The sequence below is a fragment of the Parvimonas sp. M20 genome (genome assembly GCF_035282425.1).
Classification (GTDB): domain Bacteria; phylum Bacillota; class Clostridia; order Tissierellales; family Peptoniphilaceae; genus Parvimonas.
Window position 1 is genome coordinate 1 of the sequence record NZ_JAYKBQ010000012.1, and the last position, 24,473, is coordinate 24,473.

Sequence of the window (24,473 nt, forward strand, 5' to 3'; positions counted from 1 at the left end):
AACATCAAAGCTAACTGATACTAATAAATCGAAAGCTTGACCAGAAATATATACTCTTTAGTTGTAAGGGGTTTTAAACAGAAATATATTGAAAAAGAAAAGAAAAAGAAAAAGTACAAAAGTAAACAAGTATGGCTGTGAAGCTTAAGAGGCTACTCTGTACCCATCTCGAACACAGAAGTTAATGACCTAACAGCAATCTGAGATTGCGTCGTAGGTCAGATGCTAAGAAACTCCATTTGTGAAACAAATGGTAAGTTTCGACAGTGAAAGCTCAGAGCTTAACAGCAAAAATAAATAAACAAGTATGGCTGTGATTGCTAAGAGGATACACCTGTTCCCATCCCGAACACAGAAGTTAAGCTCTTAAACGTCGAAGGTACTGATACATCTCGTATTGGGAGAATAGAAAACAGCCAAACTCCTAGGTAGCTCAATGGTGGAGCACCCGGCTGTTAACCGGTAGGTTGTGGGTTCGAGCCCCACCCTGGGAGCCAATTGTGCCGGGGTGGCGGAACTGGCAGACGCACAGGACTTAAAATCCTGCGATGTTAACTCATCGTACCGGTTCGATTCCGGTCCTCGGCACCAAGTTTTTTTATTATCGCGGGATGGAGCAGTTTGGTAGCTCGTCGGGCTCATAACCCGAAGGTCGTAGGTTCAAATCCTGCTCCCGCAACCATAAGAATAATCGAAAGATTATTCTTTTTTTGTGTAAAATTAGCTTAAATTGAATAAAGTGAGGATAGTCTATAATTGACTAAGATTTGATTTTAAAGCTTATTTGTGTTAAAATTATATCATAAGGAGGCAAGTATGAAAGAGAATTATCAATTATTATTAGATAATATAATAAAAGAAAACGAAAAAAATAACTATGCACCAACTCTTCTACTACATTCATGTTGTGGACCTTGCAGTAGTTATTGTCTTGAATATTTGTCTAATTATTTTAGAATTACAATTTTTTACTACAATCCAAATATTTATCCTAAGGAAGAGTATTTTTTTAGAGTTGAAGAGCAAAAAAAATTGATTGAAAAAATTAATGGAAAATATTCGATAAATATGGTAGTTGGTAAGTATGATGTTGATAGATTTTATAAAATAGTAAAGGGAATGGAAAAACTGAAAGAAGGTTCTATTCGTTGTCATAATTGTTATGAATTAAGACTAAGAGAGGCTGCATTGTTGGCAAAAGCTGAAAAGTTTGATTATTTTACAACAACACTTACAATAAGTCCTCATAAAAATTCACAAATTTTAAATGAAATTGGTCAAAAAGTTGCTGAAGAAATTGGAATTAAACATCTTCCATCAGATTTTAAAAAGAGAAATGGTTATAAAAGAAGTGTAGAACTTTCATTAATGTTTGGGATGTATAGACAAGATTATTGTGGATGTATCTTTTCTAAAATGGAAAGAGAAGAATTTAAAAAATTAAAAGAAAGCTCATAGCCTTCTTTTCTTATGTTCTTGTAGTTAAACGGATATAACAGTCCCCTCCTAAGGGACCGTTGTGGGTTCGATTCCCGCCAAGAACGCCAAGAAAGTACATTTAATAATGTACTTTTTGTTTATAGAAATGTAATATGATATATACAATTTTGGAAAAGTATAATTTTGATAAATTATACACAGGAGAAATTATGAAAAATTTTTTTAATTTTATTTTTAGTAGAATTTTCTTCATATTTTGTATGGTTTTAATTCAACTAATGTTTTTAACAGTATTTTTAATATATTTTAATAGGTATTTTATTTATTTGTATGGGATAAACTTAATTGTTGGTATGGTTTTTACTTTTATTATTATCAATGACAATATTAATCCTGCATTTAAAATAACTTGGATATTAATTGTAATTGTTCTTCCATTTTTAGGGGGATTAATTTATTTAACTTTTGGAGAAAAAAGACTTTTAAAGTCTGTTAAGAAAAGACTTTTTAATTTTTCTATAAAGTTTAAAGATTCTATGGATCTTTCAAAAGACTATGATATAGAAAATTTAAATGATTCTGATATGAATGTATATAGACAAGCTAAATACATAAATGCTTCAACTGGTAGTCCTATATTTTTTAATACTAATACTAAATATTTTGCTTCTGGAGAAGATAGTTTTGAAGAGTATCTAAATGATTTAGAAAAAGCTGAAAAATTTATTTTTATGGAGTATTTTATTGTTTCGGAAGGTTTTTTCTTAGATTCAGTTTTAAAAATATTAAAAGAAAAGGTTAATGAAGGTGTAGAAGTTAGAATTATCCTTGATGATATAGGTAGTATTTTTACAATTTCAAACAAAAAGCTTAATGAAATTCGTAATTCAGGAATACAAGTAGTAGAATTTAATCAAGTCAAGGGAATAGTTTTACCAAAACATAACAATAGAACACATAGAAAAATGACCATAATTGATGGTAAAATTGCTTATACTGGTGGAATTAATATTGCTGATGAATATATAAATGTAATTGAAAAATATGGATATTGGAAAGATTCAGTTTTGAAACTAGAAGGGCATGCTGTTGCTTCTTTTATAAATATGTTTATTTCTCTTTGGGATTATTCAACCGGAGAAAATACTGATATTTCAATTCTGTATGATAAAAAAGATATTGAAAAAAATTCAACAATAAAAGAAGAGCTAGGTGTAGTAATTCCTTTTTCTGAAACTCCACTTGTAGAGTCTACAAGTGAAAATATGTATCTAAATATGATTAGACGTGCGAATAGGTATATTTATATAACAACACCTTATTTAATTATAACTTGGGAAATGGAAAAAGCATTAATAAGTGCTGCAAAAACTGGGGTTGATGTTAGAATCATAACTCCACATATTCCTGATAAAAAGTATGTTCATTTACTTACAAGGTCATTTTATAAAAATCTTGTAAAAAATGGGGTAAAAATATATGAATTTGAAAAGGGATTTATTCATGCGAAGAATTTTGTATGTGATGATGGATTTGTTGTAATTGGAAGCATAAATTTGGATTATAGGAGTCTTTATCTTCACTTTGAATGTGCAGTTTGGACATTTGGAGCACCGATAGTAAAATATGTTAAGGAAGATTTTGAAAAAACTCTAAAAGAATCTATAGAAATTACACCAGAATGGATAAAATCAAGAAGATTAATAACAAGAATATTGCAATCACTGTTAAGATTGTTTGCACCATTAATGTAGGGAGAACTTTTACTGTTAGTAAAAGTTCTTTTTTTGAAAAATATTGTATAGTCTTTAAGATTGTACATATTATTGATATTATGATAGAATAATAGTCTAGAATATTATTAAAATGGAGATATTTATGAGAAATATTATGCTCACAATTAGTTACGATGGAAGTTTATTTTTTGGATTTCAAAAGCAAGAAAATGTTGTAACTATTCAAGGAGAGATAGAAGATGCCTTAAAGAAAATTACTGGCGAAAATATTAATATTATTTCAGCTGGAAGAACGGATAGAGGGGTTCATTCTTTAAGACATATTATAAATTTTCATACTGAAAGTAATGTAGGAGTTTTGAATTTTAAAACTGCTTTAAATCATTTTTTGCCTATTGGTGTTAGAGTTTTAGATTCTAAAGAGGTTTCAGAAAATTTTCATTCAAGATTTGATGCGAAGATGAAAACATATAAATATATTTTAAATTTAGATGAGGTTATGGATCCTATTTATTATAATTACAAGGCAAATTTTCCATATCCTTTGGATATTGATAAAATGCAAAGAGCCAAAGAATTTTTTATTGGAAGAAGGAGTTTTAAGGCTTTTATGGGACCTAGGACAGGTAATACTAATCCGATTAGAGAGATTAGTTCCTTTGAAATATATAAAGAGAACAATGATTTGATTTTTTTGATTAAAGGACAAAGTTTTATCAGAAATCAAGTTAGAATAATGGTTGGAACACTAGTCGATATCGGCAGAGGATTGATTGAAGAAGGTGAACTTGAAAAAATTTTAGATAGTGAAGACAGAACAAAGGCAGGAGTAACTTTAAGTCCGAATGGTCTTTATTTAATGGAGATTTTATATGACAAATTTTAAAGATTTAGATTTTTTAGTTGATAGTTTACGAAAAGTAGATAATGGTAAAAATCATATTCTGATAACTGGCAACATTAAAGTTGGTAAAAGTACGCTTTTAAAAGCTTTTATAGAAAAATATTACAAAAATTCTAAAATTGATGGAATTATGACTGAACTTGTCATTACTGATAAATTTAGAATTGAACTTTTTAGATATGGAACAAAAGAAAGATTTGTCATCGGGGAAAGAGAGAAAGAAATGAAATTTTTTGATGATGTTTTTTTGAAAAAAAGTTATGAATTTATGGATGATTTTAAAGATAATGATATTTTAGTCTTTGATGAGATTGGGAATAAGGAATTACATTTAAAAGAATATTGTACAAAATTAATTTCTCTTTTTGAAAATAATAGAATTTTTGCAGTGCTTAAGAAAGGTGGAAATCCAATAGTTGAAAATTTGGATAAATTAGAAAATTTTGTAATTTTTGATTTGGATAAGTTTTATGAATAGAGATGAGTATTTTATGAGTCTTGCTTTGAAAGAGGCAAAAAAGGCTTATGATAAGGGAGAAGTGCCTATTGGTTGCGTTATTGTTAAAGATGATAAAATAATTTCAAGAGGGCATAATCGAGTTTTGAGCAAAAAAAGTGGAGTTTATCATGCCGAAATTATTGCAATTAATAAAGCGGGACAAAAACTTGGGGATTTTAGACTTGAAGACACAGAGCTTTTTGTAACTCTTGAACCTTGTTGTATGTGTGCAGGGGCGATTGTAAATAGTAGAATAAAAAGAGTTATAATTGGAGCTATGGATGTAAAAAGAGGTTTTTGTGGATCGATTGAAAATGTATTAGATAGACAGGAACTCAATCATAGATCAATTATAAAAACCGGAGTTTTAGAAGAAGAATGTTTAGAAATTTTGCAAGATTTTTTTAAAATTTTAAGGAGTGAAAAGAAAAATAAATGAAATTAGTTGTTTGTTTAGATGAGAATAATGGCATTAGATTTTTTTGTAAAAGAGAGAGTCAGGATGAGTTGCAAAGAAAAAATCTTTTTGAATTAATAGGAAATGCAAAACTTTTTTTGACAAAATATAGCTACGACCTATATAAGGATTTTGAATTTAATTTTGAAATTATCGATGAAAATACAGAAATTGTTGAAGATTCAGTCTTTTTATACGAAGGAGAATTCTTAGAGAGGTTTTTACCTTATGTTGATGAAATAATAGTTTATTTTTGGAATAGAGATTATCCTTTTGATGAAACCTTTGAAGAATTTTTAAATGATGATTGGAAGGCAAGAGAAATCTTTGAATTTAAAGGAAAAAGTCATGAAAAGATTACAAGAAAAATATTTGTAAAGGAGAATAAAGATGAGTAAAAAGATTAGAATTGACAAGAAAAATATCCAAATATTTGGAGCTGTGTTATTTCTTGTTGTAGCGTTACTAGTTGCGTTTTTTACTTATAAATATGTTGAAAATAAAAATTCTATTAAAAATTCTAATATTTTTGGTCTTGATACAAATAAACTTCCAGAATATAACGGAAAGCCTTATGTCGTCATAAATAATAATGAGCCAAATTTTGATAAAAGTGAGTTAGTATCAAAATCTTTTGAAAAATATTCAGAACTTGACTCTTTAAAAAGATGTGGGGTTGCTGATTCTATAATAGGCCAAGATTTAATGCCAACTTCAAAAAGGGAGAATATTTCCTCAGTAAAGCCAACAGGATGGAAATCTGTTAAATATAATGGAATAGATGGTGGAAATTTATATAATCGTTGCCATTTGATAGGGTTTCAACTTGCAGGGGAAAATGCAAATAAAAGAAATTTAATAACAGGAACTAGATATTTGAATACAAAAGGAATGTTACCTTTTGAAAATATGATAGCTGATTATGTAAAGGAAACAAATAATCATGTAAGGTATAGAGTAACACCAATTTTTGTAGATAATGAACTTGTAGCAAGAGGTGTTCAGCTAGAAGCTATCTCCATTGAAGATAATGGAAAGGCGATTAAATTTAATGTATATTGTTTTAATGTTCAACCTTATATAGAAATAGATTATAAAACGGGAAATTCTTGGAGAAAATAAAATAAGAACTCCGCCCTTCCGCGATGCTTTGCATCGGGTGGGTACCCGGGAACCTTGTTGTTCCAGAATAAAAAAGTGCAGAAAAAATAATAGTTTTGTCTGCACTTTAAGTAGAATCTTAAATGGTTCTATTTTTTTTTGGATTTTTTTATTGTTTCTTTTAATAAATTATTTTTTAATTCCCATAAGTCTTTTGAAAGGTCAACTTTATAAATATGAGGATTATCAAATCTTTTAAATTCATCCCAAAGACTTTCAATTTCATTTGCACAATATTTTCTTATTTCTTCAATATCAGGCAGTTGGTAAACTAATTCTCCGTTTTTGAAAATTTGTTTTAACATAGGTCTTAGAATATAATCTTCATAAGTTGTAGTCTTCCAAGTATAAATTGGATGGAAAATTGAAATTGGTTTACTTTCATCAATTTTTTCATCAAATAATGTAATTAAATCCGCTTCGGCTTTATTTGTCTTTTTATCATAAATTCTGTATAGATTTTTAAAGCCCGGTGTTGTTATTTTATCAACATTTTCAGATACTTTAATCTTTGGAAGAATCTTTCCATCTTCTTCAATTGCTACTAATTTATAAACTCCACCAAAAACCGGATGAGTCTTTGAAGTTATAAGTCTTTCGCCAATACCGAATGAATCAATTTGAGCTCCTTGATGTAGTAAATCTCTAATAGTATATTCATCAAGAGAGTTTGAAACTACGATTTTTGCATCTTCATATCCTGCATTATCTAACATTTTTCTGGCTTGTTTAGAAAGGTAAGCTAAATCCCCACTATCAAGTCTAATTCCTTTTGGCCTTATTCCCATAGGCTTAAGAATCTCATCAAATGTTTTAATTGCGTTAGGAACTCCTGATTGCAATGTGTTATAAGTATCTACAAGCAATACGCAATTATTTGGGAATGATTTTGCAAAGGCTTTAAAAGCATCTAATTCTGAGTCAAACATTTGTACCCAAGAATGAGCCATTGTTCCAAGAACCGGAATATTAAATAATTTACCAGTTAAGACATTAGAAGTGCCGTCTACACCTGCGATATATGAAGCCTTTGCTCCATAGACAGAAGCGTCAATTCCTTGTGCACGTCTTGCTCCAAATTCCATAACAGCTCTGCCTTTAGCCGCTCTTTTTATTCTATTTGATTTTGTCGCTATTAAACTTTCATGATTTATTATTAATAAAGCTATTGTTTCGATTAACTGTGCTTGAACAGCAGGACCTCTTACAGTCATTATAGGTTCATTGGGAAAGATTACACTTCCTTCAGGAACTGACCAAATATCACATTCAAATTTAAAGTTTTTTAGAAAATTTAGAAACTTATCATCAAAAGTATTTAAAGATTTGAAATATTCAATATCTTTATCATTAAACTTCATTGAATTAAGTATTTGGGTTAAATGTTCTAATCCTGAGAAGATTGCATAACTTGCACTATCTGGATTTTTTCTGTAAAAAATATCAAAATAAGTAATCTTGTTATTCAAATTTTCATTAAAATATCCTTGAGCCATAGTGTATTCATAAAAATCTGAAAGGATTGAAATATTGAATTCATTAAAATTTCTGTTCACAAAATACCTCCATAGAAATTTATTTATTTAATAAGTATTCAAGGTCGTGGTCAAATATACGAATTCTATCGTGTATTTGTTTTTGCCAGTTTGTATTAAAAGTACCATCGTTATTTACAAAAAAGTTAGAATCCATATATCGAATAATTATATAGTTGCTGTTTTTTTGATCAAAACCATTTCCGCGAGAAAAATCAATTCCTTTTCCAGTATTTCTAGTAACAATTGCTTCAATCAAAGGTAAAGTAATTTCATTACAAGGTATTCTCATATCAGGAATATTCCAAAATGTCTTTTTTTCTTTTTTGTATATTAAAAGATCTGAAATTGTACCATTTGATGCACATTGAACTCTACGAATTTCATTAATATTTATGCTATGCTTTGCACCGAATATAACTCCATTAGATATACGAATTGCTTTTTCTCTCAAACTACGAGCTAAATCAATATCCAAAGTATCAATATTATTTGGAAAATCTTTTGTTAGTTTGTACGTAGCATGAGCTAAAAGTATTGACTTTGTTTCTAAAATATTATGACAACCATTTATAATTGTAGTGTCAGATATAAATTCTATAGGAGCTGACTTATCTTTTTTTTCAAATAACAAGTTATAACTTGAATTAGAATTACAATATCTAAGGGATATTATATAGGAAATTTCATCAAATGAAATATCAAAATTTTTCTTTTCTTTCTTTGTATCTTCATAAGATAATCCATCTTTTCTTACAGTTAAAAGGCTTCCATCTTTACGAGTAAATTTCATATGTTGCTTTTCAAATACAGTTTTCATAAACCCTCCTAAAATATAAATATCATATCGATTCCTATTATAACACTTTTAATAATTTTTTTCTATTATAATCAATTCAATTTTAAATGGTTATTATAATATCAATACATATTTATCCTATATTAAATCAATAAACGTAAATAAAAATTATTCTTATTTGTGTGGATTATTTTTTATTTTTGTGATACAATATAAAAGAATTAGAATTATTCTTGAAATTTTAATTTTTAAAATTTCATAGATAGGGGGTACAATATGAAAAATATTTCAAAAAAATTTTTTGGATTAATATTGGCAGGAGTAGTATTGCTTACAGGTTGTACTGCAAAAACCGAAAAAAAAGATAGAGGCGATAAAAATAAGGGTAAATTAAAAGTTGTAACTACAATTTTCCCAGAATATGATATGGTAAAAGCAATTGCAAAAGATAAAGTTGACTTGGAGTTAATGATAAAACCGGGAGTTGATGTTCATTCATTCACTCCAACTCCACAAGATATAAAAACGGTTCAAAATTCAGATATTTTTATGTATGGTGGAACTGAACATGATAAATGGGTTGAAAATTTGACTAAAAGTATAGATATGAAAAATAAAAAAGTAGTTAAATTAGTAGATGGTATTAAACAACTTGAAGAAGAAACTGTTGATGGTATGAAACACGAACATAATCACGATGATGATAAAGAAGATGAACATAATCATAACCATGAACACGAAAAGGAACATAATCACAATCATAAACATGAAGATTTGGACGAATGTGAAGATTGCAAACATAATCATGAGAATGAGTCAGGAAAAGAATTAGATCCACATTATTGGACATCACCTAAAAATGCTATTCAAATGGTTAAAACTATAACTAATGCATTGGTTGAAAAAGATCCTGACAATGCAGAATTTTATAAAGAAAATGCGAAGAATTATATTAAACAACTTGAAGATGTAGATAAAGAGTTACATGATGTTGTTGATAATGCAAAGATTAAACAAGTTGTTATTGCAGATAGATTTCCATTCAGATATTTATTTAAAGACTTAGGTTTAGAGTATCGTGCTTTGTTTTCAGGTTGTAGTGTTGAATCAACTGCAAGTGCAGGACAAATTAAAAAAATGGTTGACTATGTAAAAGAAAATAAAATTCCGGTAGTTTATCATATCGAAATGGGAAAAGGTGAACTGGCTGAAACTGTTGCTAAAAATTCCGGAGCTAAAGTTAAACTTTTACATTCAATCCATACTGTAACTAAAGAAGATTTTGATAAGGGTATAACTTATATAGACCTTATGAAACAAAATGTTGAGGCATTAAAAGAAGGACTTAATTAATGAAAGAAAAAATTTTAGTTTGTGAAAATTTAGAAATTTTTTATAAAAATAATAAAATAATTGACAATCTTAGTTTTTCTATTAATGAGGGAGATTTCTTCCTCATCTTAGGAAAAAATGGTGTTGGAAAATCTACACTATTAAAAGGAATTTTAGATTTAAAAAATATCTCTTCAGGAGAAATAAAGAAAAATTTTAAAATTTGTGGATATATGTCTCAAGAAGTTTTATTAAAAAAAGAATTCCCATCAACGATATGGGAATTTGTTTTATCTTCGAGAGCCGTCTATTCAAAATTTTTCTATACTTCCAAAGATACTGAAGTCGTTAAAGAAAATTTAAAAAAATTAAATCTTTGGGAAATTAAAAACAAGAGTATAAGTTCACTGTCTATCGGACAAAGACAAAGGGTTTTACTTTGCAGATGTCTTTGTGTATCTGAAAAGATTATTTTTTTGGATGAGCCTACAAATTCTTTGGATATAAATGTTAGAAAGATGTTATATGAAATTTTAGAAAAACTTAATAAAGAAGGACTTACTATTGTTATGATAAGTCATGATGAAGAGGCTTTTAAGTATTCTAATAGAGCTTTGGTTTTAGGAAAAGAAAATAAAGTCATCGAAAATGTTTGGGAAAAATATGAAAAGGGGGAAATAAATTTTGATTAGTTTAATTTCAGAAATGTTAAGTTATCCCTTTATGGTAAAAGCAATATTCGTCGGACTTTTAATTTCAATAAGCTCTGCATTACTTGGAATAACTCTAGTTTTGAAAAGATATGCAATGATAGGAGTTGGTCTTTCTAATGTTTCATTTGCAGCACTTTCTATTGCTCTTTCTTTTGATATTTCTCCAATAGAATTTTCTATGCCTATAGTAATTATAGCTGGAATTATTCTTTTAAAATATGGAGAAAAATATAATATTAGTAGTGATACAGCAATTGCACTTTTAAGTTGTGTTTCAGTTTCTATAGGGGTAACTTTTACTGCTGTAACCAAAGGACTAAATGTTGATGTATGTAACTATCTATTCGGAAGTATACTGATTATGAAAAGAAGTGATATGTATATCAGCTTTGTCTTAGGGATAGTGGTTTTAATTTCCTATATTTTGTTGTATAATAAAATATATACCATAACAATTGATGAAGATTTTGCAAAGGCAAGTGGAGTAAATGTAAGCTTATATAATACTTTGGTTACAATTCTAATTTCCGTAACTATAGTTATAGGAATGAAATTTATGGGAAGTATGCTTATTTCATGTTTAATAATATTTCCTGCAATGACATCAATGAGAATTTTTAAAAGCTATAAAGCTGTTGTTATTTCATCAGTTATAATTTCGACAATAGCCTTGTTCATTGGAATAACTTTATCATATATATACTCAACACCTACAGGTGCAAGTATTGTGTTGGTTAATTTAGTTTTATTTATTTTATCTTGCATAGTAAGGAGGTTTATCAGTGAATAAAAAAATATTGAGTTTAATATTATCTTGTCTATTGCTGTGTTCTTGTTCAAAGGCTGACAGCAATAATAAGTTTGTAAAAAATAAAGAAAATAAAAATGATTTAAAAAGTGCTCTAAAAAACGATCCGGAAAATGCTGGAACCGATAAAGATAAAAAATCTACTGAAACTGATAAAAACCAAAATCCTGATGATTATAAACTGGAAAGACATCAAGGGCAAAATGATTCGAAAGATGAATACAAACAGCCTGAAAAAAAGGATGAACTTACAAAAGAACAGTTAAATAAAAAAAGAGATGCAGATTCAAAAGATGGAATAATAAATATTTCTGATGGGATTTTTTTAGCTCTTGTAAATGATATTTATGTAAATAAAGATGAATATGTTGGCAAGAAAGTTAGAATCTCGGGACAAAATGTGAGATTTGAAGATAAAGATACAGGTGAGGTTGTCTATGCAATTTTACGTGAAGGACCTGGCTGTTGTTACAACGATAGTGTAATTGGATTTGAATATATTACTGACGGAAAATATCCTGAAAAGGATAAATGGTATGAAATGGTTGGAGAAGTAATAGTCGATAAATATAAAACTGGAAAAGTTGTAAAACTCAAACTAATTGAGATAAAAGAAATAGAACCAAAAGGAAAATTAATTCATTTACAAAAATAATTGGAGATAATGTCTCTAATCAGACTGAAAGTGTCAATGAGAAAACATTGACACTTTTTTAGTAAATAAAAAAATAAGTAGTATAAAAATATAAAATGAGATTTACATAAGTAAAGTATATTTTTGAAAATTTAGGAGAAGTTTTGTAATTTAGGGTTATATATTTTTCTAACCCTATTTTATGCTAATTATTCAAAATATGATATAATGATATAAATAATAAAATGGAAAATGAAAAGAAGTAAAAAGGAGAAAGATAGAAAATGGGAATAAATATGAACTTGGAAGATTCAAGGAGACAAGCAGAAAGTATAGAAAATGAAATGAAAAAAAGAATAGAAGGATATGAGGGTTTAATAAGAGCAATAACAAAGATAGGCTATACAACAGGGGAATTAAAAGGACAAGCCTATGATGCGATGAGAGAATATTTTGAAGAAATATTAATGCCAATAGCAAAAGGAGGAAAACTGTTATCAGAATTAACAACAAAAGTTGCGAAAGAATTACCGGAAAGATATGTAAGAGAAGTACATAGTAGTAGTTTAAATGAAGAAGAATTAGAATTAATAATAGCAGAGTATAAAGCACAAGAAAGAAGACTGGAAAGACTTTTATCAAATGACATTGTACTTTTACCAAATGAATTTGGGCAAGGAGAATATGAATATAAAAATCATCTTCTAGTAAGTTCCAATGTATATAGAGATATGAGAAGATATTATGAAGAATTATTACAAAAATTAAGAATATTTAATCGAAACACAGAAAATCTAACAAGAGAAATAGAAGAGCTAAGTAAAGCAATAAAATCAGGTTTAAGAGCAATAAAAAATACAAGCTGTTATAATCAAATGTCAGGAGAATTTGATATAAAAGAGTTAAAAGGAGAAGAATGGCTAAGAAAACTAAATATACTAAACGAACTAAATGAAGCAAGAAAAATAGAAACTAGAGAAGAGAAGGAATACAAAGAAGTCTTAATGAAAGATTTTGGCTTTGACGAAAGAACAGCAAATATAATACTAAAGTTAAAAAGAGCAATAGATAAAAAATTTGCACATTTAAGTAAAGAGAAAAGATTTTATATATTTAATAGAATTATAGGAGATAGACATTATTATAAACTTAAGTGGAAAGGAACAGCTGGAAGCTTGGGAGATTACTTTTATAAAGAAGTAGAAGCAACAGATAATTTTGGAATATCACAAAATATAAGGACAGCATATAGTTTAGAAGAGATATATAAAGAACTAGGATTAAGTAAAAAAGAGTATACACAGTTGATGTATGAATTAGATATTCAACATAGATTTGCCGGTGTAAAGGCATTTGAAGGAAATTATATGCAAACATATCGAAGAAAAAAATTCAAAAAAGAGTTTGCAGAATTTAAGAGAGTGTATGGAGAATATTTAACAGAAGCTGATTTTATAGAGAAGTGGAATAGAGATAGAAGAGATGATGCATATCATGGAAAAGGAGATTTTACACATCAAGCAATCACAATGGCTACAAATTTATATAAAAATCATTCTAGGCTAGCAAATATAGCGGGCTCAATGTATAATTCTGCGGAACCACATAAAGTAACAAATGACTTGGCAGGGTGGCTAGGAGATACTACAAATAAAGCATTTAAAAAACCATCAATGAATGGAGATGACTATAAGGCCGATTTAGATGCAGTAAATATTTTACATCTATGTAACAAAGATAAAAGTAGAGATTCTATTGAAGTAATTAACGAATACTATAAAGGAATACGAGAAGGAACAATAAATAGAGCAAAAATGTTTAAAGAAAATTTAGGGCTTAAATATATTGAAGATGGAATTAGAAAAGTATATGAACTAAGAAAAGTTACAGAATATGGAAATGGATATATATTAGAAGAAAGAACATTAACAATGGAAGAGTTAAAAATAAAAAATCCGGTAGGATATAACTTTATAATGAATTTGATAAATGGAAATAATAAATATATAAAGTATGTAAAACAGGAGAAAGAAAATGAAGAGTAAAACAGAGAAGGCATTAGTAATACTATTATCAATAGTAATAGTTATAATAGCATATAAGATAATAGACCCAAAAGTAAAGAATATCTTTGATGAAATGTATTATGGAGAGAAAAAGGTATATAGTTGGTTTGGAGAAACACCATTTTGGGACATACCGGGGATAGAACAATGGAATAGAAATGACATGAAAGATACATCGATGAGCGAAGATACTACAGTAGAAGAAAGATACGAAAAAAAATATAAAGCAAAAAAAATAGGAAAATGGGATATTATATTTGAATTTAGTTATGATACTAAAGAAATTGAAATAAGTTTCATTGATGATGAAAAAGAAAAAAAAATAGGAATAGGAATATTTATTTCATATAAAGTAGATACGAAAAAGGCGAAAGAAATAATTCGTTTTTATGATAATACAAAAAAAATGCCAGAAGCTGAAATTGAAGACGTCCCGAAAATAAAAGAATATTTAGAAAAAAATAATATTTCATTAAAAGACTTAAAAGAAACAGCAGACGAATTGTTGTATGAAAAAGTAATAGGAGATTGGGAAAAATATGCAAAGTCAAGATTTTCAAAAGACAATTTAGGTACAGTAAAAATAGAAAGAAGTCCATTATTTGACGGAGTGGATTAGGAAAAAGAAATGTAAATAAGAAAAAACTGTTTAACTTTATAAAAAATTTGAGAAATAATAATAAATATATAAAGTATGTAAAACAGGAGAAAGAAAATGAAGAGTAAAACAGAGAAAGCATTAGTAATACTATTATCATTATTATTGATTATAATAGTATATAAAATAATAGACCCAAAAGTAAAGAATGTATTTGATGAAATGTATTATGGAGAGAAAAAAGTATATAGTTGGTTTGGAGAAACTCCATTTTGGGACATACCGGGGATAGAGCAATGGAATAGGAAAGATATGGTATATACATCAATGAAAGAAGATACAACAGTATATGAAAGATATAAAAAGAAATATAAAACAAGAATGTTAGGAGAATGGAAGATTAGATTTAAATTTATTTATGATACAAAAAAATAGATATAAGCTTTTATAATAAGATACTTGAAAAGAAAATAACATTTTCTATACATTACAAATATGATATAGAAAGCAAGAGAATGGTAGAAAATGTTGATTTTTTTGATAATACAAAAAAAATGCCAGAAGCTGAAATTGATGAAATTCCAAAGATAAAAGAATATTTAGAAAAAAATAATATATCCATAAAAGACTTGAAAGAAACAGCAGACGAATTGCTGTATGAAAAGGTAATAGGAGACTGGGAAAAATATGCAAACTCAAGATATTCAAAAGACAATCTAGGGACAGTAAAAATAGAAAGAAGTCCATTATTTGACGGAGTGGATTAGGGAAAATTTAATTATTACGAGGGAAAGCGAATAGTAAAACTAATAAAAAAATATTTAAGAGTACCATATTTTATACACTTAGGGGGAATCGGTACATAAAACCATTCATACACCCGTGTATAAAAAAGCACAGACAAAGCTTATGTATTATCTGCTTAAAAACATCAAGAAAGTGCAGTTTTATCCTATAAAAATTATTGTAAAGTACTTGACAAATGAAAATAAATGATTTATACTATTTAGGTATTGAATATGCACCTTTAGCTCAGCTGGCAGAGCACCTGACTCTTAATCAGGGTGTCCAGGGTTCGAACCCCTGAAGGTGCACCAATTAATTTTTTAGGCTATAAAAATTTATACCCGGATAGCGAAAGTCGGTATAAGAGAGTAACCAAAATATCTAGATGAAGTCGAAGATATTTTGAGTTAATATCTTAGTCCAGTGCGAAGCACGAGAGAATGAGCTATCTAAAAATTGAAATGAAAGTAAGTATAGAATTATAAAAAAATTTGAAAAAATTGAATATTATATGCCCAGATAGCGAAAAGTCGGTATAAGAGAGTAACCAAAATATCGAGATGAAATCGAAGATATTTTGAGTTAATATCTTAGTCTAGTGCGAAGCACGAGAGAATGAGCTATCTAAAAATTGAAATAAAAGTAAGTAAAGAAAATAAAAAAATTCGAAAAAATTGAATATTATGCCCAGATAGCTCAGTCGGTAGAGCAGAGGACTGAAAATCCTCGTGTCGGTGGTTCGATTCCGCCTCTGGGCACCATTTGCGGGAGTGGCTCAGTGGTAGAGCATCGCCTTGCCAAGGCGAGGGTCGCGAGTTCGAATCTCGTCTTCCGCTCCATTTCAATTTGGCGACATAGCCAAGTGGTAAGGCAGAGGTCTGCAACACCTTCATCTCCAGTTCAAATCTGGATGTCGCCTCCAAGGTCTCTTATGAGACCTTTTTTGTTTATGTAAAGAATAATAAAATAATTAAAATATTATATGGAGTTTTATAGATAGGAGTAAGATATGTTAGCTAATGAATTGTTATCTTATTTAAAGGTAAAAAAGATTTGTGGAAATATTGAAAATATAAATATAAAATACATTTCTCAAGATAATAGAAATATAAAAGAAAATACTGCTTTTATTTGCATAGAAGGTAATACTGTAGATGGACATTCATTTGTTGAAAGTGCCGTAAAAAATGGTGCGAAATTGGTGATAGCATCAAAAGAGGTATCTGACAAGTTAGGGGATATTCCGATTGTTTATGTTAAGGATACTTTAAAAGTTATGGGACTTCTAGCTAATGTGCTATATAAATGTCCAAGTGAAAAATTATTTATGGTTGGAATAACTGGAACTAACGGAAAGACAACTACAAGTTATTTAATTAATCATATTTTTGAAACTTGTAATATGAAAACAGGACTAATGGGAACTATACATCATAAAATAGGAAATAAGGTAATTCCTACTAAAAATACAACACCTATTTCTGTTGATTTGCAAGGATTTTTAAATGAAATGGTAGTTGAAAATTGCAAATGTTGTGTAATGGAAGTTTCATCACATGCATTGGCTTTAGATAGAGTTTTAGGTTGTGATTTTGACTGTGCAATTTTTACAAATTTGTCTCATGAACATTTAGAATTACATAAGACAATGGAAAATTATGCAAATACCAAAGAGCTTTTATTTACACAATTAGGACATAATTTAAAGAATGGAAAGTTAAAAACAGCTATTTTAAATAGTGATGACGAATATTCAAAAAGATTTGCTGAGCATATTCCATCAGAAATTATTACTTATGGGATAAACGATAAAAATGCTGATTTTTTTGCTGATAATATTTCATTTGATGATTGGAAAATGAGATTTGATTTACATTTTTTAGATGAAGTATATAGAGTTGAAACTAATTTAGTTGGAGTTTTTAATGTATATAATGTGTTGGCTTCAATTTGTGCTGGATATGTAAAGGGAATTTCAATCTCAGATATATTAGAAGCTTTAAAGAGTTTTACAGGTGTAAGTGGTAGAATGGAAATAGTAGAATCAAATAGAAATTACAAAATAATAATTGATTTTGCTCATACTCCAGATGGACTTATAAATGTTCTTGAAACTTTGAATAAAGTCCCTCATAATAGGATTATTACTATGATAGGTCATAGTGGTGGTAATAGAGATTCCAGTATGAGACCTGATTTAGGAAAAATAGCTTTAGAAAATTCTGATGAAGTTGTATTTACAGCAGATAATCCTAGACATGAGTCAATTAGCAAAATTGTAAGAGAATTGGTTTCTGAATGTGATAAGGGTAATTATACTGTTGTTGAAGATAGAAAAGAAGCAATAGAATATGCTTTTGAAATAGCAAAAGAAAATGATATTGTATTACTTGCTGGGAAAGGTGCAGAGCCATATCAAGTAATTGGTGATGAATATTTTCCTTATAGTGAGATAGATACAGTTAAGGAAATTTTAAAAAAATAGAAATAAATTGTACTATATGATATAATTAATTAATAATTTGTTAATTCTTTTAAGTAGTATTTAAGGAGAAATTATGTGTGGATTTGTAGGATTTTACAGTAAAGATATAAAAGATGAAAATATAATAAAAGAGATGAATAATCAAATTATCCATCGTGGTCCAGATAGTGACGGATATTATTTTGACAGTGGAATTAATTTTGGTTTTAGGAGACTTAGTATAATTGATTTAAACGAAGGCTCTCAGCCGATTTTGAATGAAAATAATGATGTGGCTATAATTTTTAATGGAGAAATTTATAATTATCAAGAAATTAAAGATGATTTGTTAGAAAAAGGATATAAATTTAAAACAAATACCGATACTGAAGTTATTTTACATGGATATGAAGAATATGGGGAAGAAGGTGTTTTGGCTAAATTAAGGGGAATGTTTGCCTTTACTATTTGGGATAGTAAGAAAGAGAGACTTTTTGGAGCAAGAGACCATTTTGGAATAAAACCATATTATTATACAATGATTGACGGAGATTTTATTTTTGGTTCAGAAGTTAAGTCATTCTTAAAATATCCAAAATTTAAAAAAGAAGTAAATGAAAAAGCATTAAAGCATTATTTAGTTTTTCAATATAATCCTTTAGAAGAAACATTTTTCAAAGGTGTGAAGAAACTTAGACCCGGACATTATTATATTTTTGAAAATGGGAAACTTGAAATAAAGAGTTATTACAATTTAACTCTTGATTATAAGGAAATGACTTTTGATGAAGCTGTAAGCAAGATAGAAAAAGAAGTTGAAGAATCAGTTAAATATCACAAGATTAGTGATGTTGAAGTTGGCTCTTTCTTGTCAGGCGGTGTTGATTCAAGTTATGTTGTTGCAACAGCTATGCCTAACAAAACTTTTTCAGTAGGTTTTGATAATAAAGGCTTTGATGAAACAGTTTATGCAAAAGAGCTTTCAGATAAACTTGGAATAGAAAATTTTTCTAAAATAATTACTCCTGATGAATTTTTTGAAGGAATAAATAAAGTGCAATATTATTCAGATGAACCACATGCAAATCTTTCTTCTGTTGCTCTGTATTTTTTGTCAAAACTTGCATCAGAACAAGTTAAGGTAGTTTTATCTGGAGAAGGAGCAGATGAATTATTTGCCGGATATAATGAATATGCAGAAGCTCTCCCACAAAGAATTTATAAAAAATTACCATTTAGTTTAAGAAATAAGTTATATAAAAAATATAAAGATAAAAAGCATTTTAGTGGAAAGACTATCATAATGAAATATGGTCAAAAGGTTGAAGATAGATACATTGGGCCTGCAGAAATAATGTCTGATGAACAAGCTAATACACTTTTAAAAGAAAAATATCAAAATTCTGAAACATCAAGAGATTTAACAAAAAAATATTATGATGAAGTTAAAGATATGGATGATGTTTCTAAGAGATTATATCTTGACATGAAAATGTGGATAGTTGACGATATTTTGCTTAAAGCAGATAAAATGACTATGGCAAATTCTATCGAGCTTAGAGTTCCACTTTTAGATAAAAAGATGTGGGAACTTGCAAGAACAATTCCTGTAAGACATAAAGTTCATAATGAAATAACAAAATATGCTTTTAGAAAAGCTGCTTTAAACAAATTGCCCGATGATTGGGCTAAGAGAAGAAAGTTAGGTTTTGTCGTTCCTTTTGTTTTATGGATTAAGGAAGAAAAATATTATAATATTGTTAAAGAAACTTTCAATAAGGATTTTGTAAGTGAATTTTTTGATGTGGAAAAAATCAATTCACTTCTTGATGATCATTTTAATAATAAAAACAATAATGGTCGTAAAATTTATACTATTTATACATTTTTAAAATGGTATGAACAATACTTTAATTAAGAGGTAAAATAATGAACAAAGCTGTTGTTTTAGGTTGTAATTACTATATAGGACTTAGCATAATAAGATGCTTAGGACGTGAAGGAGTTCATGTTGTAGCTTGTGATTATGACTTTGATAATTCCTATGGAGCAAAGTCTAAATATATATCTGAATTTTTAAAAATTAATGATTTGAATAAATTTGGAGAAGAGGCTTTTGTAGGACTGATAGAGTATGGAAAAAAACAAGATGAAAAACCAGTTTTACTTCCAACTCATGATAAATATGTTGAATTTATAGATGAATATTATGACGAATTGGCAAAATATTATTTAATCAGTCAAGCTAAAGGGCTTAATTCAAAATTATTGGATAAATGGACTTTATATGATATTGCAAGAGAAAATGGAGTAAAAATTCCGGCAACAATTAATGCAAATGATGAAAATTTGGTTGAAAAAGTAAAAAATGAAGTTGGATTTCCTTGTATTATCAAGCCTGTTGATACTGTAGAATTTACTAAGATTTTTAGAAATAAAGTTTTTATCTGTAATAATGTTGAAGAGATGGAAAATGGAATAAAAAAAGCAAAAGACAATGATATAGAAATCTTTGTTCAAGAAATTGTTCCAGGTTTTGACGATTGTATGTTGACTTACGATTATTATATCGATAGAAGCGGAAAGACAACTCATTATATGACTGCTCAAAAGCAAAGACAATGGCCAATAAATTTTGGGGCATCTTGTTTTACAATTCAAAAATACAATCAAAAATTAATTGATATGTCAAAGCCTTTCCTAGAAAATATAGGATATCGAGGTTTTGGTGAAATAGAATATAAAAGACATGAAAAAACAGGAGAAATCTATCTGATAGAAATAAATGCAAGGACTACTAATTTTAACAATTTGATTTATAAAGTTGGAATAAATATGCCTTATATTGCTTATCTTGATTTAACTGGTAATTTAAAAGAAAGTGATTGTAAATATATTGATTATGATACAAATTACGCTTTTATTTATGGTTTTGAAGATATGGTTGCAATTTGGCGTTATAAGAAAACTAAACAAGTTGGAATTTTGAAATCTTTAAAGATTTCATTTTCAAGCAAATGGGCTCCTGCAATTTTTGCTACAGATGATTTGAAACCTTGGTGTTTCTTTAATAAAATTTTATTGGGAAAAGTTTTTAGAAAAATATTTAGGAGGAAATAGTGTACAAATTAGGAGTTATTGGAGGAATGGGACCTTTAGCAACTGTAAAATTCTATGATAAAGTCGTTTTAAACACAGAAGCACATAATGATAATGAACATATTGATTTAATAGTCTTAAATCATTCAACTATGCCAGATAGAACAAGATGTATTATAGAAAATAAAGATACTGAATTTCTAAATGAAATAAAAAAAGATTTAGAAATTTTGGATGAAATCGGGGTAGATGTGGTTGCTATTCCTTGTAATACAAGTCATTATTTTTATGACGAATTTAAAAACTTTGCAAATTTAAAAATTATAAATATGATTGAAGAAACAATTTTAGAAATAAAAAGAAGAGGCTTAAAAAAAGTTGCTGTCTTTGGAACACTTGGAACTCTAAATTCAAAAGTTTATAATAAGTATGCAGAAAAAAATGGTATTGAAGTAAAAGAATTATCTTTAGAAGATAAAAATTCTGTTATGGATATTATTTACAAGATTAAGGAAACCAATAATTTAGAAAATAAAAAATTTGTTGAAATTTTAAATAAATATTGTGATGATGAAACCATTGGAATAATAGCTTGTACTGAACTTAGTCTTTTAGATATCTCTAAAAATATGAATACAATTGATGCTTTGGATGTTCTTGTAAACAAGAGTATTGAATATAGTGGAGCAAAGATTAAAAAATAAATGTGATTCTAACTTTATATTCTCAAAAAAATTAAAAAATTTATAAAATAACTTTATTTTTTAAAAATTTGGGTATATAATGCTTGTATATGATAAAATATAGGAGGATACAAAAATGAAAGATTTTAAAAGTTTAAATGTTTATTTATCAAACATTGCAGTTATGACTACTAAATTACATAACTTACATTGGAATGTAGAAGGAAGAAATTTCTATCAAACACATACCTTTACAGAAGGATTATATGACAAATTCTTTGAATGGTATGATGAAGTTGCTGAATCAATTAAAATGAGAGGTGGATTCCCATTCGCATCATTAAAAGAATATGTTGCTAATGCTACAATCAAAGAATTAGAATCTAAGAAAGTAACAGTTGATGAAGTTAATGAAATAGTTATGAATGATTTATCTACACTTAAAGAAGAAGCTACAAAGATTAGAGAAGAAGCTGATAATGATGGAGATTTCATAATTGTTGGAATGTTAGAAGACCATATTGGAGAATTAGAAAAGAATATTTGGTTCTTCAGAGCTTCTAAACCATGTTGTAAATAAGAAAAATATTTTTAAAAATTTAGGTTGGAGATAAGTCTTCGACCTTTTTTTGTGAAAATTTTTAATCTTTTTATAGTTGACTTTTTTTACTAAATCTAATATAATTTACTCATCAAATATTTAGTGATGATAAGAAATAGTAGATTATTTATGTATATGTAGAGAGAAGTTGTTTGGTGAAAAACTTTTATGCATGTAATTGAACCTATCTTTGAACTTGTATTAAAATTACAGGGTTGTGCCTTATAGCTTTTGAGTATAAATTAGAGTGGTACCACGGCTTTCGTCTCTTGGAGATGATTGCCGTTTTTTTATCATAGAAGCCATTTTATAAAAATCGTCGCTGAAAAATTAATTTATTATTATGGAGGAATTATATTATGAAAATGAAAAGATATTATATGCCTACACTTAGGGAAGATCCTCAAGAGGCAGAAATTATAAGTCATAAATTGCTTTTAAGAGCGGGAATGATTAGAAAGAGTGCAGCGGGAATATACTCTTATCTTCCACTTGGCTACAGAGCAATTAGAAAAGTAGAAAATATTGTAAGAGAAGAAATGGATAGAATGGGTGGATATGAAATTTTAATGTCTGTACTTCAACCAAAAGAAATATGGGAAGAATCGGGAAGATGGCAAACTTTTGGACCTGAAATGTTCAAAGTTAAAGACAGAAATGAAAGAGAATTCTGTCTTGGACCAACTGCTGAAGAATATTTTACAACTTTGATAAGTGGAGAAATAAAAAGCTATAAACAATTACCTTTAAATATTTATCAAATTCAAACTAAATATCGTGATGAAAAAAGACCACGTTTTGGTATAAATAGAGCCAGAGAATTTTCAATGAAAGACGCTTATACTTTTGATGTAAGCCCTGAAATGATGATGGAATCTTATAAAGAAATGTGGAAAGCTTATGAAAAAGTATTTAATAGATTAGGACTTAATTATAAAATTGTTGCCGGAGATGCCGGAGCAATGGGAGGAAATAGCTCACATGAATTTATCGCTCTTTCTGATGTTGGAGAGGGAGTTATTTGCTATTGTGATGAAAGTGGATATTCTGCAACTGACGAAAAAGCAGAAGTTATTTACAAAGTTGATGAAAGTGGAGATGAAAAGGAACTTGAATTAGTTTATACTCCAAATTGCAAAACAATAGAAGATGTTGCAAACTTTTTAAAACAAGAGGCTTCAAAATGTATTAAGGCGATAGATTTAGTTGTAGCAGGAGAACCTATTATAGTATTTGTTCCTGGAGATAGAGAGCTTAATATGACAAAACTTTGTGCTTATCTAGGAGTTCCAGAACATGAAATTGAAATGATGGATGAAGAAACAATTTTAAAAATTGAATCATCTGCAGGATATACTGGACCTGTAAACTTGAAAGTTAGAAAAATTTTAGATAAGAGAATTACTCTTATAAAAAATACTGTAGTTGGTGGAAATAAAGAAGATTATCACTATATAAACTGTAATTTTGGAAGAGATTTTGACGGAGAAATTGCAGAAGATTTACTTATGGTTCAAGAGGGAGATGTTTGTCCTATAAGTGGACATCCATTGAAATTTGCAAGAGGAATAGAAGTTGGAAATATCTTCCAACTTGGAACAAAATATTCTAAGGCTTTAAATGCGACTTTCTTGGATGAAAATGGAGTTAGTCAATATTTTTGGATGGGAAGTCATGGAATAGGAATTACAAGAAGTATTACTGCGATTATTGAACAAAATAATGATGAAAAAGGAATTATTTGGCCAATTCAAGTTGCACCTTATCATGTAATTGTTACAGTTGTAAATATAAATGATGAAGAACAAATGGCACTTGGAGGAAAAATTCATGACGAATTAGAATCTAAAGGTGTTGAAGTTATGCTTGACGATAGAAAAGAAAGAATAGGCGTTAAATTTAATGATAGAGATTTGATAGGTATTCCTTTAAGAATTACTGTCGGCAAAAAAGCTAATGAGAATATAATCGAGTTTTCAACAAGAAGCGAAATGGAAAATGTTGAAATGTCTTCTGAAGATACAATAAATAGAGTTGTAGAAGAAGTTAGAAAAATAAAATAATATTTTTAATACCACGTATTTTCATGTGGTATTTTTTCTAATTGACTGTATCTTATTTTTTCTATTTAATTGGGTATTATATAACTGTTAAATAA

General features: G+C 28.3%; 23 protein-coding genes, 8 tRNA genes and 1 rRNA gene. 30 read left to right on the forward strand and 2 right to left on the reverse strand.

The features are described 5' to 3' along the window. Positions 1 to 306 precede the first annotated feature (306 nt). The 12 genes from rrf to VJI93_RS05980 all read left to right on the forward strand — a co-directional run bounded on the left by rrf (position 307) and on the right by VJI93_RS05980 (position 6,158). A 5S ribosomal RNA gene (rrf, locus tag VJI93_RS05925) occupies positions 307 to 422 on the forward strand. Further along, a tRNA-Asn gene (locus VJI93_RS05930) sits at positions 423 to 497 on the forward strand. It begins immediately after the preceding rRNA gene. A 5-nt stretch (positions 498 to 502) separates the two neighbouring features. Further along, positions 503 to 591: transfer RNA gene (locus tag VJI93_RS05935), tRNA-Leu, on the forward strand. A 14-nt stretch (positions 592 to 605) separates the two neighbouring features. After that, positions 606 to 682 (forward strand) — tRNA-Met (locus VJI93_RS05940). Between the two features lie 134 nt (positions 683 to 816). After that, the gene (locus tag VJI93_RS05945; RefSeq protein WP_323999981.1) at positions 817 to 1,458 is read left to right on the forward strand and encodes an epoxyqueuosine reductase QueH; all 642 of its coding nucleotides are present in this window, start codon (positions 817 to 819) and stop codon (positions 1,456 to 1,458) included. 14 nt (positions 1,459 to 1,472) lie between these two features. Then, positions 1,473 to 1,547 (forward strand) — tRNA-Arg (locus tag VJI93_RS05950). Between the two features lie 102 nt (positions 1,548 to 1,649). Further along, complete coding sequence (gene cls, locus VJI93_RS05955; protein ID WP_323999979.1) at positions 1,650 to 3,194, forward strand: cardiolipin synthase; 1,545 nt, start codon at positions 1,650 to 1,652, stop codon at positions 3,192 to 3,194. A gap of 124 nt (positions 3,195 to 3,318) precedes the next feature. Further along, the gene (truA, locus tag VJI93_RS05960; protein WP_323999978.1) at positions 3,319 to 4,062 is read left to right on the forward strand and encodes a tRNA pseudouridine(38-40) synthase TruA; all 744 of its coding nucleotides are present in this window, start codon (positions 3,319 to 3,321) and stop codon (positions 4,060 to 4,062) included. Further along, positions 4,049 to 4,558 carry a nucleoside-triphosphatase gene (locus VJI93_RS05965; RefSeq protein ID WP_323999976.1) on the forward strand — a complete coding sequence of 170 codons (510 nt, stop codon included), beginning with the start codon at positions 4,049 to 4,051 and terminating at the stop codon, positions 4,556 to 4,558. Before truA ends, VJI93_RS05965 begins: the two co-directional genes overlap by 14 nt. Continuing rightward, entirely contained in the window at positions 4,551 to 5,018 is a 468-nt protein-coding gene (tadA, locus tag VJI93_RS05970; RefSeq protein WP_323999975.1) for a tRNA adenosine(34) deaminase TadA, read from the forward strand. The genes VJI93_RS05965 and tadA overlap by 8 nt, the downstream gene beginning before the upstream one ends. Continuing rightward, positions 5,015 to 5,434, forward strand: a complete 420-nt coding sequence (locus VJI93_RS05975) for a hypothetical protein (protein ID WP_323999973.1) — start codon at positions 5,015 to 5,017, stop codon at positions 5,432 to 5,434. Before tadA ends, VJI93_RS05975 begins: the two co-directional genes overlap by 4 nt. Continuing rightward, positions 5,427 to 6,158 (forward strand): DNA/RNA non-specific endonuclease, encoded by a 732-nt coding sequence (locus tag VJI93_RS05980; protein WP_323999972.1) that lies wholly within the window; start codon positions 5,427 to 5,429, stop codon positions 6,156 to 6,158. Before VJI93_RS05975 ends, VJI93_RS05980 begins: the two co-directional genes overlap by 8 nt. A 128-nt stretch (positions 6,159 to 6,286) precedes the next feature. Here the strand turns inward: VJI93_RS05980 and VJI93_RS05985 are convergent, their stop codons facing one another. Together VJI93_RS05985 and VJI93_RS05990 are read right to left on the reverse strand one after the other, a co-directional pair. After that, positions 6,287 to 7,753, reverse strand: coding sequence for a nicotinate phosphoribosyltransferase (locus tag VJI93_RS05985; RefSeq protein ID WP_323999971.1), 1,467 nt, complete (start codon positions 7,751 to 7,753; stop codon positions 6,287 to 6,289). Between the two features lie 19 nt (positions 7,754 to 7,772). After that, positions 7,773 to 8,552 carry a hypothetical protein gene (locus VJI93_RS05990; protein WP_323999970.1) on the reverse strand — a complete coding sequence of 260 codons (780 nt, stop codon included), beginning with the start codon at positions 8,550 to 8,552 and terminating at the stop codon, positions 7,773 to 7,775. A gap of 255 nt (positions 8,553 to 8,807) precedes the next feature. Here VJI93_RS05990 and VJI93_RS05995 point away from each other — a divergent pair, with 255 nt between their 5' ends. From VJI93_RS05995 to VJI93_RS06080, 18 genes are all read left to right on the forward strand, one after another. After that, positions 8,808 to 9,884: a metal ABC transporter substrate-binding protein gene (locus VJI93_RS05995; RefSeq protein WP_323999969.1), complete on the forward strand. Its 1,077-nt coding sequence runs from the start codon at positions 8,808 to 8,810 to the stop codon at positions 9,882 to 9,884. Then, complete coding sequence (locus tag VJI93_RS06000; RefSeq protein WP_323999968.1) at positions 9,884 to 10,555, forward strand: metal ABC transporter ATP-binding protein; 672 nt, start codon at positions 9,884 to 9,886, stop codon at positions 10,553 to 10,555. Before VJI93_RS05995 ends, VJI93_RS06000 begins: the two co-directional genes overlap by 1 nt. Continuing rightward, the gene (locus tag VJI93_RS06005; RefSeq protein WP_323999966.1) at positions 10,548 to 11,366 is read left to right on the forward strand and encodes a metal ABC transporter permease; all 819 of its coding nucleotides are present in this window, start codon (positions 10,548 to 10,550) and stop codon (positions 11,364 to 11,366) included. Before VJI93_RS06000 ends, VJI93_RS06005 begins: the two co-directional genes overlap by 8 nt. After that, a complete protein-coding gene (locus VJI93_RS06010; RefSeq protein ID WP_323999964.1) occupies positions 11,359 to 12,039 on the forward strand; it encodes a TIGR03943 family putative permease subunit in 681 nt (226 codons plus the stop codon). The genes VJI93_RS06005 and VJI93_RS06010 overlap by 8 nt, the downstream gene beginning before the upstream one ends. A gap of 263 nt (positions 12,040 to 12,302) precedes the next feature. Further along, complete coding sequence (locus tag VJI93_RS06015; RefSeq protein WP_323999962.1) at positions 12,303 to 14,063, forward strand: hypothetical protein; 1,761 nt, start codon at positions 12,303 to 12,305, stop codon at positions 14,061 to 14,063. After that, positions 14,053 to 14,703, forward strand: a complete 651-nt coding sequence (locus VJI93_RS06020; protein ID WP_323999960.1) for a TipC family immunity protein — start codon at positions 14,053 to 14,055, stop codon at positions 14,701 to 14,703. Before VJI93_RS06015 ends, VJI93_RS06020 begins: the two co-directional genes overlap by 11 nt. A 96-nt stretch (positions 14,704 to 14,799) precedes the next feature. After that, the gene (locus VJI93_RS06025; RefSeq protein ID WP_323999958.1) at positions 14,800 to 15,117 is read left to right on the forward strand and encodes a TipC family immunity protein; all 318 of its coding nucleotides are present in this window, start codon (positions 14,800 to 14,802) and stop codon (positions 15,115 to 15,117) included. Positions 15,118 to 15,164: 47 nt separating this feature from the next. Then, a complete protein-coding gene (locus VJI93_RS06030) occupies positions 15,165 to 15,449 on the forward strand; it encodes a TipC family immunity protein (protein WP_324009216.1) in 285 nt (94 codons plus the stop codon). A 254-nt stretch (positions 15,450 to 15,703) separates the two neighbouring features. Further along, a tRNA-Lys gene (locus tag VJI93_RS06035) sits at positions 15,704 to 15,779 on the forward strand. Between the two features lie 374 nt (positions 15,780 to 16,153). Then, positions 16,154 to 16,229, forward strand: a tRNA-Phe gene (locus VJI93_RS06040). A gap of 3 nt (positions 16,230 to 16,232) precedes the next feature. Next, positions 16,233 to 16,307: transfer RNA gene (locus VJI93_RS06045), tRNA-Gly, on the forward strand. A 9-nt stretch (positions 16,308 to 16,316) separates the two neighbouring features. After that, positions 16,317 to 16,390: transfer RNA gene (locus tag VJI93_RS06050), tRNA-Cys, on the forward strand. An 87-nt stretch (positions 16,391 to 16,477) separates the two neighbouring features. Further along, positions 16,478 to 17,953, forward strand: coding sequence for a UDP-N-acetylmuramoyl-L-alanyl-D-glutamate--2,6-diaminopimelate ligase (locus VJI93_RS06055; RefSeq protein ID WP_323999956.1), 1,476 nt, complete (start codon positions 16,478 to 16,480; stop codon positions 17,951 to 17,953). A 73-nt stretch (positions 17,954 to 18,026) separates the two neighbouring features. After that, positions 18,027 to 19,850, forward strand: a complete 1,824-nt coding sequence (gene asnB, locus VJI93_RS06060) for an asparagine synthase (glutamine-hydrolyzing) (RefSeq protein WP_323999955.1) — start codon at positions 18,027 to 18,029, stop codon at positions 19,848 to 19,850. 11 nt (positions 19,851 to 19,861) lie between these two features. Next, positions 19,862 to 21,052 carry a carboxylate--amine ligase gene (locus VJI93_RS06065; RefSeq protein WP_323999954.1) on the forward strand — a complete coding sequence of 397 codons (1,191 nt, stop codon included), beginning with the start codon at positions 19,862 to 19,864 and terminating at the stop codon, positions 21,050 to 21,052. Beyond that, entirely contained in the window at positions 21,052 to 21,735 is a 684-nt protein-coding gene (locus tag VJI93_RS06070) for an aspartate/glutamate racemase family protein (protein WP_323999953.1), read from the forward strand. The genes VJI93_RS06065 and VJI93_RS06070 overlap by 1 nt, the downstream gene beginning before the upstream one ends. Before the next feature lie 115 nt (positions 21,736 to 21,850). After that, on the forward strand, positions 21,851 to 22,294 hold the full coding sequence (locus VJI93_RS06075; protein WP_323999952.1) for a Dps family protein: 444 nt from the start codon (positions 21,851 to 21,853) through the stop codon (positions 22,292 to 22,294). Between the two features lie 380 nt (positions 22,295 to 22,674). After that, positions 22,675 to 24,378 (forward strand): proline--tRNA ligase, encoded by a 1,704-nt coding sequence (locus VJI93_RS06080; protein WP_323999950.1) that lies wholly within the window; start codon positions 22,675 to 22,677, stop codon positions 24,376 to 24,378. Positions 24,379 to 24,473: the final 95 nt, after the last annotated feature.